This is a genomic window from Rahnella sp. AN3-3W3 (genome assembly GCF_003263545.1).
Lineage (GTDB): Bacteria > Pseudomonadota > Gammaproteobacteria > Enterobacterales > Enterobacteriaceae > Rahnella > Rahnella variigena.
Genome location: NZ_JYDG01000092.1, coordinates 1 through 11425, shown reverse-complemented (window position 1 = coordinate 11425; position 11425 = coordinate 1). Strand labels below are relative to the sequence as shown.

The following is an 11425-nucleotide window of genomic DNA, read 5'->3' as shown; positions in this document are numbered from 1 at the left end:
AACTTTTAACTTATTGATTTTAGTTTAATACCCCACCCCAGCCCTCCCCTTCGCAGGGGAGGGAGCAGACCGAGTTTTTAATTCCCCACCCTTCTCAGAGAGGAGCAGAACGGAGTCTCACTCGTAATCTGACATCGGTACACACGAACAGAACAAATTCCTGTCCCCGTACACGTCATCCAGACGTTTCACGGTCGGCCAGTATTTGTTGTCGTAACCGGCCGGGAATACCGCCACTTCGCGGGTGTACGGATGGTTCCAGTCACTGACCAGCTCATTCTGCACGTGCGGCGCGTTCACCAGCGGGTTGTCTTCCAGCGGCCATTCGCCTTTCGCTACACGGTCGATTTCACTGCGGATTGCCAGCAGCGCATCAATGAAGCGATCCAGTTCCAATTTGCTTTCGGATTCGGTCGGCTCAACCATCAGCGTACCGGCAACCGGGAAGGACATGGTCGGCGCGTGGAATCCGTAGTCGATCAGACGCTTGGCGATATCCATTTCACTGATACCGGTCGTCTCTTTCAGCGGACGAATATCCAGAATGCATTCGTGCGCCACACGGCCATCACGCCCGGTATACAGCACCGGATAGGCGTCTTTCAGACGGGTCGCAATGTAGTTGGCATTCAGAATTGCCACCTGGCTGGCTTGTTTCAGACCTTCCGCGCCCATCATGCGGATGTACATCCAGCTGATTGGCAGGATGGAAGCGCTGCCGAACGGAGCCGCAGAAACCGCGCCGTTTTGGGTCAGCACGCCGTCAATCTGCACCACGCTGTGACCCGGAACGAACGGAGCCAGATGTGATTTCACACCAATCGGGCCCATGCCCGGACCGCCGCCGCCGTGCGGGATACAGAAGGTTTTATGCAGGTTAAGGTGCGAGACGTCCGCGCCGATGTAACCCGGAGTCGTAATGCCGACCTGCGCGTTCATGTTCGCGCCGTCGAGATAAACCTGACCGCCGTACTGATGCACAATCTGGCAAACTTCACGGATGGTTTCTTCGTAAACGCCGTGCGTTGACGGGTACGTCACCATGATACATGACAGTTCGTCGCCCGCTTTCGCGGCTTTCTCACGCAGGTCACTCAGGTCGATGTTGCCCTGTTTGTCACACGCGACCACCACCACGGTCATGCTCGCCATCTGCGCGGAAGCCGGGTTGGTGCCGTGCGCTGAACTTGGGATCAGGCAGATGTGACGACCGCTTTCGTTACGGCTTTCGTGGTAACGACGGATGGCCAGCAGCCCCGCGTATTCGCCCTGTGCGCCGGAGTTTGGCTGCATGCAAACTGCGTCGTAACCGGTGAGCTGAACCAGCCATTGTGACAGCTGACCAATCATTTGCTGATAACCGCCAGCCTGTTCTGTCGGGCAGAACGGGTGCAGCTCGGCAAATTCCGGCCAGGTAATCGGGATCATTTCTGCCGCAGCGTTCAGTTTCATGGTGCAGGAACCCAGCGGGATCATCGCCTGATTCAGCGCCAGATCCTTTTTCTCCAGACGGTGCATATAACGCATCATCTCGGTTTCGCTGTGGTACTGGTTGAATACCGGATGGGTCAGGATCGGATCCACACGTAACATCGCGGCAGGAATAGAGTTGCTGTCGGTCGATGCAGCTGTATCCAGTTTGTCGATATCCAGACCGTTATCGTCACCCAGCAGGGCGGCAAACAGAATCTGAACGTCTTCGCGGGACGTCGCTTCGTCGAGAGTGATACCGACTGCGCCGTGAATGTCAGTACGCAGGTTCAGACCGAAACTCAGCGCGCGTTCCAGCACGGCGGCTTTGTCTTTAACTTCAACGGTCAGCGTATCGAACCAGGTGTTATGACGCAGCGTCAGGCCGCCCTGTTTCAGGCCAGCGGCCAGAATGTCGGTCAGACGATGAATGCGTGACGCAATGCGTTTCAGGCCTTCAGGGCCGTGGAATACCGCATACAGGCTGGCAATGTTCGCCAGTAAAACCTGCGAGGTACAAATGTTGGAGTTGGCTTTTTCGCGGCGGATATGTTGCTCGCGGGTCTGCATCGCCATACGCAGTGCAGTTTTGCCTGCGGCATCACGGGAAACACCGATGATACGGCCCGGCATGGAACGTTTGAATTCGTCTACGCAGGCGAAGAAGGCCGCGTGCGGACCACCGTAGCCCATCGGCACACCAAAGCGTTGCGCAGAACCGAAGACCACGTCTGCACCCTGCTTGCCCGGTGCGGCCAGCAGAACCAGCGCCATAATATCAGCGGCAACGCTGGTAATAATTTTGCGGGATTTCAGTTCGCCCAGCAGCGCGGTGTAATCATGAACTTCGCCGGTGGTGCCAACCTGCTGCAACAGCACGCCGAACACGCCTTCCAGCTCGAGCACTTTTTCCGCTTTATCAACGATGATGTCAAAACCGAATGTTTCCGCACGGGTGCGTACCACATCCAGCGTTTGCGGGTGCACGTCGTCCGCCACGAAGAAACGGTTAGCGTCTTTCAGTTTGCTGGCACGTTTTGCCAGCGCCATCGCTTCGGCGGCGGCAGTCGCTTCATCGAGCAAAGAAGCAGAAGCCAGATCCAGACCGGTCAGATCTAACGTCAGTTGCTGGAAGTTCAGCAGCGCTTCAAGACGGCCCTGCGACACTTCCGGCTGATACGGCGTGTATGCGGTATACCAGCCCGGATTTTCCAGCATATTGCGCAGGATAACCGGCGGCGTCAGCACCGCGCTGTAACCCATACCGATGTAGGATTTATAGCGCTGGTTCTGGCTGGCAATGGCTTTAAGCTCAGCCAGCGCCTGATGTTCCGTCACGGCATCGCCGACAGCCGGCGGGCCAGGTAACTGGATATCGACCGGAACGATCTGCTGTATCAGCGCATTTAAAGAATCCGCACCGACCGTTTCCAGCATTTGTTGTTGCTGCTGAGAAGACGGACCGATATGGCGGCCGATAAAGGCTTCGCTGTGTTCGAGTTGGCTGAGAGTCTGAGTCATTTGCTACGCATTCCTGAAATCTGCTGGAGGTGTCTTGGGATACTGACAAAAGCTACGGGTCGGGATCTGCCCCGCAAGCGGGTTGCGGGGCGGGTGAACAGTGTTTAATCAGTCTTCAATGGATGCTGAATAGGCTTCTGCATCAAGCAGCTTAGCCAGTTCGCTTTCGTCTGACGCTTTAATCTGGAACAGGAAACCGGTGCCGTAGGGCTCGCTGTTTACCAGCTCCGGAGAACCTTCCAGTTCGCTGTTAACCGCAACGATTTCGCCGCTGATTGGAGAATAAATATCTGACGCCGCTTTGACGGATTCAGCTACGGCACAGTCTTCACCGGCAGCGACTTGGCGGCCGACTTCTGGCAGATCAACGAAAACCATGTCGCCCAGTAATTCCTGCGCGTGTTCGGTGATGCCTACGGTGTAAACGCCGTTGCCTTCTGAACGTACCCACTCGTGGGAAGAGGCGTATTTCAAATCTGCTGGAACATTGCTCATGTTACTTTCTCCAAAAAAGTGCTTAATTCAGCGTTAACTGGATAATTTTTATTACGAATTCTTTACTGCACCAGTGGTTTGCCGTTACGGACAAAACCTGGCTTAGTGACTTTTACCGGCATTTCGCGGTTACGGATTTGCACAATAGCGTTTTCGCCAATGCCCGCCGGAACGCGCGCCAGTGCAATACTGTAGCCCAGCGTCGGAGAGAATGAGCCGCTGGTGATCACGCCTTCCAGCGTGTTGCCCGCGCTGTCGGTGAATCGTACCGGCAGTTCGTTACGCAATACGCCTTTCTCGGTCATCACCAGGCCTACCAGCTGTTCAGTGCCCTGCTCGCGCTGTCTTTCCAGTGCGTCACGGCCAATAAAGTTACGGTCTTCCGGGAGCCAGGCGATGGTCCAACCCATGTTGGCCGCCAGTGGTGACACGCCTTCGTCCATTTCCTGACCATAGAGATTCATGCCAGCTTCCAGACGCAGCGTGTCGCGTGCGCCCAGACCGGCGGGTTTCACGCCTGCGGCCAGCAATTTCTGCCAGAAATCGGCCACCTGCTCTTGCGGCAGCGCGATTTCATAACCCGCTTCGCCGGTATAACCGGTGGTGGCGATAAACAGATCGCCCGCCTGAACGCCAAAGAACGGCTTCATGCCCGCGACCGCTTGTTTTTGTTCAGCGGTGAACAAGGTTTCCGCTTTTTCTTTCGCCTGCGGCCCCTGCACAGCGACCAGCGCCAGATCATCACGCACCGTCAGTTCAACAGCGTACTGTTCTGCATGCTGCGAAATCCATGCCAGATCTTTCTCGCGGGTAGCGGAGTTAACCACCAGACGGAAATAATTTTCGTTGAGGAAGTAAACGATCAGGTCGTCTATCACGCCGCCGGACGCATTGAGCATGCCGGTGTACAGCGCTTTGCCGGGAACGGTGAGTTTGGCGACATCGTTCGCCAGAAGATAACGGAGGAATTCACGGGTACGGGCACCGTGGAGATCGACAATGGTCATGTGCGAGACGTCAAACATACCGGCATCCTGACGCACGATGTGGTGTTCATCCAGCTGAGAGCCATAATGCAAAGGCATCATCCAGCCGTGGAAATCGACCATACGCGCGCCGCACGCAACATGTTGTTCATAAAGCTGAGTCTGCTTAACCATCTTATTCCTCATTTGAATACAAATGCATAAACGGCACACCACGTAAAAGCCCAAAATCATTCGAGTCAGATCAAGGCGGCAACTGAGTGAATCCCCGGGAGCATACATAAGTATGTGACCGGGGTTCGCGAAGGAAGCCAACGCGGAGATAGCTCGAATGATGACGGGATTTTGCGTGGTGGCGCAAACGATACCCTCGTTCGAACTTACCACTGAATAAGCTCACTAACCATAAGTTAAAATATGCAGAGCGGGATAAATGTCAGTGATTTCACAAGGGCATTGTGCAGAGTTTTTGACTGGCAAACTGGGGTTTGTGACGCAAAATCTACAAATAAACATCAAAAGTGTCGATGTTATATAACGACAAGGCCGATTTCTCACCATTTGCAGAATGAGAAATCCGGCCCCGGATTAGAAAATGTAATGGAAAAACTGAGATGAAATTAGATTATTTCAATCGAAGTGAATCGTCCTGTAACCACTCAGGTAAATCATTCAGCCCCATCGCCTGACGCACCAGTTTCGGTTTCACGCCCGGAAGAGAATCCGCCAGCGTCAGGCCGATATCCCGCAGCAGTTTTTTGGCAGGATTGTCACCGGCAAACAGTTCGCGGAAGCCCTGCATACCCGCCAGCATCAGCGCGGCGCTGTGTTTACGACGGCGCTCGTAACGGCGCAAATACATGTGCTGGCCGAAATCTTTGCCTTCTTTTTGCAGTCTTCGGATTTCAGATGCCAGTTCTGCGGCATCCATGAAACCTAAGTTGACGCCCTGACCGGCCAGCGGATGCACGGTGTGCGCCGCATCGCCCACCAGCGCCAGACGTGGCCCGGCAAAGCTGCGGGCATAACGACCGGTCAGCGGGAAGGTCAGGCACTCGCTTTCTACGGTACAAATACCCAGGCGCAGGTCAAAGGTACTGGCGAGGATTTTGTTGAACTCTTCAGGCTCCAGCGCGCTCAGGCGCTGCGCTTCATCCGGCGAAACTGACCAGACAATAGAAGATAAATGGGTATCGGCCAGCGGCAGAAATGCCAGAATGCCTTCGCCGTGGAAGACCTGGCGTGCAACAGACTGGTGCGGCTCTTCAGTGCGGATGGTCGCAACCAGTGCATGATGGCGATAATCCCAGAATGTCAGCGGGATATCAGCGTGCTGACGCAGCCACGACTGCGCGCCGTCCGCGCCGACCACTAACCGTGCAGTGAGCTGACGATCATCATTAAGGGTGATAAACGCCTCGTTTTCGCCCCACGCCACATTTTTCAATGTGGCCGGCGCGAGCAAAGTGATGTCGGAAGATTGTTCCGCACGCTGCCATAAGGCGCGATGTATCACCTGGTTTTCAATGATGTGGCCGAGATGGCTAAAACCATACTCTTCGCCACGGAACGCGATTTTGCCGAAGCTGTCGCGATCCCAGACTTCCATCCCCTGATAGGCATTGGCACGCTGAGCAATAATATTGTCCCAGACGCCGATATATTTCAGCAGACGTTCACTGGCAGCATTAATAGCTGAAACCCGTAAACCCGGCTGGTCCGGTAGCGGTGAATCGAGATCCGGCAGCTTGTTTTCCAGCACCGCCACGCGCAGACCGCTGCCCTGTAAACCACACGCCAGCGCCAGACCCACCATTCCGCCACCGGCGATAACCACATCAAAAGATTGCATAATTTTTCCTGTAAGGCTTAACGGTCAACCCAACCTAAAGTTCTGCGGGTAAACGCATCGCGCAAGGGCGTAATGCCTTCCATCGCCAGTAAACCGAGATTACGTCCGACCATTAGCGGCAGCCAGCGGTTGGCAAAAAGGTGGATCAGGCCATCGGTCACGCCGACGGTTGCCTGTTGATCGGGCTGACGGCGCTGCTGATAGTCACTCAGTACGCGGTAACTGCCGACATCGCTGCCATTCGCCGTCGCATTAGCCAGCGTTTCCGCCAGTGTCATGACATCACGCAGACCGAGATTAAACCCCTGACCAGCAATCGGATGCAGTGTTTGTGCTGCATTGCCGACCAGTGCCAGACGATGGCTGATATGACTGTTGGCTTGCTGTAATTGCAGCGGATAGCTGAAACGTTTACCGGCCTGTTTTATAGTGCCCAGACGCCAGCCAAACGCTTTTTGCAGCTCGCTGAGGAACTGCGCTTCGCTCCAGTGATCAATCTCTTCTTTCGCTTCGCGCGGATGACACCAGACCAGCGAGCTGCGTCCATCGGACATCGGCAGCAGTGCCAGCGGCCCGTGTTTTGTGAAGCGCTCAAAAGCACGATTGTTGTGCGACTCGCTGGTTGCCACGTTGGCAATGACAGCGATCTGACCATAATCCTCACGCTGCCAGCCAATGTTGCAGGCTTTCGCCAGCGAAGAATGTGAACCGTCAGCGGCGACAAGCAGCTGCGCGGTCAGCGTTTCACCGGTATCAAGCGTGACACTGGCAGAATCCTGCGAACGCGCGACATCCGTGACTTTCGCCGGACAATGCAGCGTGACGCCGGGGGCATTTTTCAGCATGGCAAACAGCCGTTTGCCGACTTCATGCAACTCAACCACCTGCCCGAGCGCTTCGACGCCGTAATGCGCAGCATTGAGATTCACAAAAGCCGCATGACCGCGATCACTGACGTGAATATCACGTATTGGCGTGGCGATAGCTTTCAGGGCCGGCCAGATGCCAGCACGGGCCAACTGCTGGCAGGTTCCCTGCGCCAGCGCAATCGAGCGGGCATCAAAACCAGGATGTCCATGATGATCCGGTGCAGTGGCTTCCACCAGATGCACCGGCAAACTGCCCTGCGTCAGCGAGGAAATCGCCAGCGCCAGCGAGGCACCGGTCATTCCGCCGCCAACAATGACTATGCTCATATTATTTCTGTGCCGCCGCCATTAATGCTTCAATTTCATCGGCTTCTTTCACCACATCGCCGGTCAGAATTTCAATGCCGGTGGCGGTGATCAGAATGTCGTCTTCGATACGGATACCGATGCCACGGTAAGCTTCGGGTACGTCCGCGTCCGGCGCGATATACAGGCCCGGTTCAACGGTCAGTACCATGCCAGGTTCCAGCGTACGGCTGCGATCTGCCGAGCCGTAATGACCCACGTCATGAACGTCCAGCCCCAGCCAGTGCGATAAGCCGTGCATGAAGAACTGTTTGTGCGCCTGCTCAGCGTAAAGGGTTTCAACGTCGCCCTTCATCACGCCGAGTTTGATCAGGCCTTCAATCATCACGCGCACTGCGGCTTCGGTTGCAGCCTGAATGCTGCTGCCCGGGCCGAAGACCTCCAGCGCTTTATATTCTGACGCCAGCACGATGTCGTAGATTTCACGCTGCGCTTTGCTGAATTTGCCGTTCACCGGGAACGTACGGGTGATATCACCGGCATAGCCCTGATATTCACAACCGGCGTCGATCAGCACTAAATCGCCGTCACGCAGTTCGCATTCATTTTCGGTGTAATGCAGAATGCAGCCGTTTTCGCCGCCGCCCACGATGGTGTTGTAGGATGGATAACGCGCGCCGTGACGGTTAAATTCGTGATGAATTTCGCCTTCAAGCTGATATTCAAACATGCCCGGACGACATTTTTCCATCGCACGGGTATGCGCCAGCGCGGTAATGTGTCCGGCACGGCGCATGATGGCGATTTCTTCCGCTGATTTGAACAGGCGCATGTCGTGCACCCATGGACGCCAGTCAATGACAGTCGCAGGAGCAGAGAAATTCTGGCGGAAGCCTTTGCGCAGTTTTTCCATGGCACGGTTTACGATTTCATCGGCATAGGCGTAATCGCCTTGCGCGTGATACACCACATCAAGGCCGTTGAGCAGCAGATGCAACTGGTCGTTGATGTCGTCAAAAGGCAGCGCTTTGGTCACGCCAAGTTTGGCGGGCGCAGCATCCTGACCTAAACGACGGCCAAACCAGATTTCAGCGGTGAGATCACGCACACGGTTAAACAGTACACTGTGGTTATGATTTTCATCACTTTTCACCAGGATAAGCACCGCTTCCGGTTCATTGAAACCGGTGAAGTACCAGAAATCACTGCTCTGACGATACGGGTATTCACTGTCAGCACTGCGTGTTGCTTCCGGGGCAGAAAAAATTATCGCAGCGCTTCCCGGTGCCATCTTCGCTAACAGCGCCTGACGACGATTCTCAAACTCTTGCTGAGTCATCACCTTCTCCTGAAATCGTTTTAATGTGTGCAATGTTCGGTTAATACCATCAACCATTAATGCAATGTACGGTGGTTTTCCGCAGCCGTCGGGCGGCTGTGACCAAATTCACCAAAGCAAAGAATCGCTGCGACGCGAACGTATTCGACAACTTCCTCTAAAGATTGCGCCAGTTGTTCCTGATCTTCATCTTCGTCGTAACCGAGTTGCGCGATGCTACGCAAATCATCGATAGCTTCACCGACTTCGCCTTTCACTTTAGCAAGTTTAGGCTGCATCATGCCCAGACCGAGCAGGAAATGGTTCACCCATCCGGCCAGCGCATCGGCACGCTCAAAGACGTGTTTGTCATCGTCAGGCATCAGCATTTTAAATTCAAAGCTGTCATCTTCGAGGGTATCTGACGTCACTTTGCGCAGTTGTTGCAGCAAATCTGCCAGCGTGTGCGGGAAGGCCATGCCTTCGTTTGTCAGGTCATGCACCATCGTCAGCCAGCTGCCGTCGCGATTGCCACCGCACAGCAAGCCACTGATCAAACCGTGCATTTCTGCTGCGGTTAAAGCAACCGATTGTTGTTTCAGGTTTTGATCCAACGAATCGTAAGTAGGGTAAGTATTCTCAATAGACATGCGCATTCGCCATCGTTGGTCGGTTAAGTTCGTGTTATGCTACCACCAAGGTCTGTCGTAGTACCAGATTAGCAGCCCGCGATGGGGTGGTATAAGGCATGAATGGCACGCCCTGAACAATCGGGCAGCAGTCAGCCGGTCATGGGGTTGTAACCTGGTATTGAGATAGTTATAGTGGCGCCCGCTTCCAACATCCTGCGCCAGGTCGTAGTGGTCACGTTGGGGCGGACGAATAAATCAGCAGGAAGGTGGCATGTCTGCACAACCGGTAGATATTCAAATTTTTGGTCGCTCTTTACGAGTGAATTGTCCGCCAGAACAACAGGAAGCACTGAATCTGGCAGCTGATGATCTTAATCAGCGGTTGCAAGATCTGAAAGTTCGCACTAGAGTCACCAATACAGAGCAACTGGTTTTCATCGCGGCATTAAACGTATGTCACGAACTTGCTCAGGAAAGGTTGAAAACACGCGACTATGCATCCAATATGGAACAACGCATTCGGATGCTGCAACAAACCATCGAGCAAGCTTTGCTCGAACAAGGCCGGATCTCTGAACGTGAAGGGGCGCCTTTCGAATAACACGCGTTGCTGACTGACTGGTCACAGGTCGTCAGAAACGGTAAAAAATTTCTCTGAGATGTTCGCCAGCGGGCCCGTCCCCTGAGCCGATAATTAGTACCAACAGAATGTGATGATCCGTAATCGGTGCGCATGCTCGGTCCGTCCGAGAAGCCTAAAGACTGCGACAGCACGTTCACCTTGAACCATGGGTTCAAGGGTTACAGCCTGCGACGGCATCTCGGAGATTCCCCTTTCTTTTCGGTACATCCCTTTCTGGTGTTTGTATCTATGTCCTACACTCCTCAGTTCGTTTTACCCCGACAAATTATCCGCACCGAAATTCGCCAACGCAGAAACTCTCTGACCGCTGAGCAGCAAACGCATTTTGCCCATCAGGCCGCGGAACGTGTCGCCACGCATCCTGAGATTCAATCCGCAACAACCATTTCCGTCTTTCTGTCTTTTGATGGCGAGCTGGATACAGCCCCCCTGATCGACCGCTTATGGCGCGAAGGTAAGCAACTTTGCCTGCCGGTACTTCACCCTTTCTCTGCGGGTAATCTGCTTTTTCTGCGTTATACGCCCGAAACACCGCTGGTCCGCAATCGCCTCAAAATCCTTGAGCCGCAGCTGGACGTCACGCAGGTCATTCCTTTATTACAGCTGAATATCATCCTGACGCCACTGGTCGCCTTCGACAGCACCGGGCAACGTTTAGGGATGGGTGGCGGCTTTTATGACCGTACTCTGGAAAACTGGCAGGAAGGCGGGCCGTATCCGATAGGTCTGGCGCACGATTGCCAGCATGTGGATGCGTTGCCGACAGAACACTGGGATGTGCCGTTACCTGAAGTAATTACGCCAGGTAAAGTATGGACATGGTAATGCCAGACAAATAAATATCGCTGTAAAGCGCAGATACGCCATAAGCTGCAAGCAACATTTAGTATGTTGTAACTAAGCAGGTTATCTTTACGCCAAACAACACATCAGCCCCCACCAACCCTCTTAAATAAAACATATCCCTCCATTTGTACATTCCGTTACACGCCGATACCAATCACTCACGGACAGCGCTGTTCGTCACGCCTATTATTCTCTCACCGGCCCCGCAGTGGGGTGGACACATAAACCAAAAATTCTTAAGGAATTACACATGAAAAAAGTATTAGCTCTGGTTGTAGCCGCTGCAATGGGCCTGTCTTCAGTTGCTTTCGCTGCTGAAACCACCGCAACTCCAGCACCAGCTGCAACAGCAACTACCGCTGCTCCGGCTCATGCGACCAAACACAAAGCACATAAAAAACCTGTGCAGAAAGCTCAGGCTGCCAAGAAACACAAAAAAGCAGCCAAGAAAGCACCAGTAGCTCAGAAAGCTCAGGCCGCTAAAAAA

Annotated in this window: 10 protein-coding genes and 1 other RNA gene; 4 read left to right on the top strand and 7 right to left on the bottom strand. The window is 54.1% G+C overall.

Translation table 11 applies throughout. The features are described from left to right. Window positions 1-117: 117 nt before the first annotated feature. The 7 genes from gcvP to UC15_RS20810 form a co-directional block, all read right to left on the bottom strand. Window positions 118-2991, bottom strand: a complete 2874-nt coding sequence (gcvP, locus tag UC15_RS20840) for an aminomethyl-transferring glycine dehydrogenase (RefSeq protein ID WP_112290640.1) — start codon at window positions 2989-2991, stop codon at window positions 118-120. Window positions 2992-3099: 108 nt separating this feature from the next. Next, a complete protein-coding gene (gene gcvH / locus UC15_RS20835) occupies window positions 3100-3486 on the bottom strand; it encodes a glycine cleavage system protein GcvH (RefSeq protein WP_112290639.1) in 387 nt (128 codons plus the stop codon). 62 nt (window positions 3487-3548) lie between these two features. Further along, a complete protein-coding gene (gcvT, locus tag UC15_RS20830; RefSeq protein WP_112290638.1) occupies window positions 3549-4646 on the bottom strand; it encodes a glycine cleavage system aminomethyltransferase GcvT in 1098 nt (365 codons plus the stop codon). 451 nt (window positions 4647-5097) lie between these two features. After that, on the bottom strand, window positions 5098-6324 hold the full coding sequence (gene ubiI / locus UC15_RS20825) for an FAD-dependent 2-octaprenylphenol hydroxylase (RefSeq protein WP_112290636.1): 1227 nt from the start codon (window positions 6322-6324) through the stop codon (window positions 5098-5100). Window positions 6325-6341: 17 nt separating this feature from the next. Then, window positions 6342-7520: a 2-octaprenyl-6-methoxyphenyl hydroxylase gene (ubiH, locus tag UC15_RS20820; protein ID WP_112290635.1), complete on the bottom strand. Its 1179-nt coding sequence runs from the start codon at window positions 7518-7520 to the stop codon at window positions 6342-6344. A 1-nt stretch (window position 7521) separates the two neighbouring features. Next, window positions 7522-8838 (bottom strand): Xaa-Pro aminopeptidase, encoded by a 1317-nt coding sequence (gene pepP / locus UC15_RS20815; protein WP_112290633.1) that lies wholly within the window; start codon window positions 8836-8838, stop codon window positions 7522-7524. A 56-nt stretch (window positions 8839-8894) separates the two neighbouring features. Then, window positions 8895-9467, bottom strand: coding sequence for a YecA family protein (locus UC15_RS20810; RefSeq protein ID WP_112290632.1), 573 nt, complete (start codon window positions 9465-9467; stop codon window positions 8895-8897). 253 nt (window positions 9468-9720) lie between these two features. On the opposite strand from UC15_RS20810, the gene zapA reads away from it, so the two are divergent. The 4 genes from zapA to asr form a co-directional block, all read left to right on the top strand. Further along, entirely contained in the window at window positions 9721-10050 is a 330-nt protein-coding gene (gene zapA / locus UC15_RS20805; protein ID WP_112290630.1) for a cell division protein ZapA, read from the top strand. A 47-nt stretch (window positions 10051-10097) separates the two neighbouring features. Continuing rightward, window positions 10098-10281: non-coding RNA, 6S RNA (ssrS, locus tag UC15_RS20800), on the top strand. Between the two features lie 39 nt (window positions 10282-10320). Continuing rightward, on the top strand, window positions 10321-10917 hold the full coding sequence (locus UC15_RS20795) for a 5-formyltetrahydrofolate cyclo-ligase (RefSeq protein ID WP_112290629.1): 597 nt from the start codon (window positions 10321-10323) through the stop codon (window positions 10915-10917). 271 nt (window positions 10918-11188) lie between these two features. Beyond that, window positions 11189-11425: acid resistance repetitive basic protein Asr (asr, locus tag UC15_RS20790; RefSeq protein WP_112290628.1), on the top strand; the 237-nt coding region annotated here is incomplete at its 3' end.

Excerpts from the sequence above, each read along its gene's own strand:
- gcvP (WP_112290640.1), bottom strand. The coding sequence starts at position 2,991 with ATGACTCAGACTCTCAGCCAACTCGAACACAGCGAAGCCTTTATCGGC.
- gcvH (WP_112290639.1), bottom strand. The coding sequence starts at position 3,486 with ATGAGCAATGTTCCAGCAGATTTGAAATACGCCTCTTCCCACGAGTGG.
- gcvT (WP_112290638.1), bottom strand. The coding sequence starts at position 4,646 with ATGGTTAAGCAGACTCAGCTTTATGAACAACATGTTGCGTGCGGCGCG.
- ubiI (WP_112290636.1), bottom strand. The coding sequence starts at position 6,324 with ATGCAATCTTTTGATGTGGTTATCGCCGGTGGCGGAATGGTGGGTCTG.
- ubiH (WP_112290635.1), bottom strand. The coding sequence starts at position 7,520 with ATGAGCATAGTCATTGTTGGCGGCGGAATGACCGGTGCCTCGCTGGCG.
- pepP (WP_112290633.1), bottom strand. The coding sequence starts at position 8,838 with ATGACTCAGCAAGAGTTTGAGAATCGTCGTCAGGCGCTGTTAGCGAAG.
- UC15_RS20810 (WP_112290632.1), bottom strand. The coding sequence starts at position 9,467 with ATGTCTATTGAGAATACTTACCCTACTTACGATTCGTTGGATCAAAAC.
- zapA (WP_112290630.1), top strand. The coding sequence starts at position 9,721 with ATGTCTGCACAACCGGTAGATATTCAAATTTTTGGTCGCTCTTTACGA.
- UC15_RS20795 (WP_112290629.1), top strand. The coding sequence starts at position 10,321 with ATGTCCTACACTCCTCAGTTCGTTTTACCCCGACAAATTATCCGCACC.